Annotated in this window: 1 protein-coding gene and 1 pseudogene; both read left to right on the top strand. The window is 72.1% G+C overall.

The window, feature by feature from the left end:
* A pseudogene (locus HMPREF0731_RS20350) lies at positions 1-202 on the top strand (hypothetical protein); the annotation flags it as partial.
* Positions 199-1230: a flagellar motor switch protein FliG gene (fliG, locus tag HMPREF0731_RS20345; RefSeq protein ID WP_007006108.1), complete on the top strand. Its 1032-nt coding sequence runs from the start codon at positions 199-201 to the stop codon at positions 1228-1230. The pseudogene HMPREF0731_RS20350 and the gene fliG, both read left to right, overlap by 4 nt.
* Positions 1231-1362 lie beyond the last annotated feature (132 nt).

The raw sequence follows: 1362 nt of genomic DNA, 5'->3' as shown, positions 1-1362 counted from the left end.
CGCCGGCGGCGCGGCGCTGGCCGGCGAGGCGGGCGAGGCCGGTGCGCCGGTCGACCAGGCGATGATCGACCTCGCCATGGTCAGCGGCCAGATCAGCGTCTCCAGCCTGAACTCGCTGACCGACCTGGTCGAGAAATACCCCGAGGAGACGCTGGCGGTGGTGCGCCGCTGGCTCTCGCCTGAAGAGGCCGCCAAGTCATGAGCATGACCACCCTGCGCGGGCGCCGCGCGGCGAGCGGCCTCTCCGGCCCGCAGAAGGCGGCGACGCTGATGCTGGCGCTGGGCGAGGAGCGCGCCGGCAAGATCCTCGGCCGCATGCATGATGACGAGGTGCGCGACGTCTCCGCCGCCATGGCGCAGCTCGGCTCGGTCCCGGCCGAGGCGGTCGAGGCGCTGTGCCGGGAGTTCGCCGAGGAGATCGGCCAGGCCGGCGCGCTGATCGGCAGCTGGGAGACCACCGAGCGGCTGCTGCTGCGCACCCTGCCGCGCGAGCGCGTCACCCAGATCATGGAGGAGCTGCGCGGCCCGGCCGGGCGCACCATGTGGGAGAAGCTGGGCAATGTGAACGAGGCGGTGCTCGCCAACTACCTGAAGAACGAGTACCCGCAGACCGTCGCCGTGGTGCTGACCAAGGTGAAGCCCGACCATGCGGCGCGCGTCCTGGCGCTGCTGCCGGACAGCTTCGCCATGGAGGTGGTGATGCGCATGCTGCGCATGGAAAGCCCGCAATCCGAGGCGCTGGAAGGCGTCGAGCGCACGCTGAAGGCCGAGTTCATGTCGAACCTGGCGCGCTCCGCCCGCCGCGACACGCATGAGGTCATGGCCGAGATCATGAACAATCTCGACCGCGGCGCCGAGGCGCGCATCATGGGCGCGCTGGAGGAGCAGGCGGCGGAATCGGCCGCGCGCATCCGCTCGCTGATGTTCACCTTCGAGGATCTGCGCCGGCTCGACCCGCAGGGCATGCAGGTGCTGCTGCGCGCGGTCGAGAAGGACCGGCTGGCCATCGCGCTGAAGGGCGCCTCCGACACGCTGCGCGACCAGTTCTACAAGAGCATGTCCGAGCGCGCCGGACGCATGCTGCGCGACGACATCGCCTCGCTCGGCCCGACCCGGCTGCGCGATGTCGAGGAGGCGCAGATGGCCATGGTGGCGCTGGCCAAGGAGCTGGCCAGCCAGGGCGAGATCCAGCTCGCCGAGGGCGGCAAGGCCGAGGAGATGGTCTATTGAGCGCCGCCGCCGCCGACAGCGCCGCCCCCGGCCTCGACGAGATGCCGCTGGCGCACCACGCCATCCTGTTCCGCCGCCCGCCCGTCCCCACCCAGGCGCCGCCGCCGCCGCGCCGCGTGACGCCGGGCGGCG

It is taken from the genome of Pseudoroseomonas cervicalis ATCC 49957 (assembly GCF_000164635.1).
Classification (GTDB): domain Bacteria; phylum Pseudomonadota; class Alphaproteobacteria; order Acetobacterales; family Acetobacteraceae; genus Pseudoroseomonas; species Pseudoroseomonas cervicalis.
The sequence above is the reverse complement of the archived record's forward strand: the minus strand, read 5'-3'. Positions and strand labels throughout refer to the sequence as shown.

Excerpts from the sequence above, each read along its gene's own strand:
- fliG (WP_007006108.1), top strand. The coding sequence starts at position 199 with ATGAGCATGACCACCCTGCGCGGGCGCCGCGCGGCGAGCGGCCTCTCC.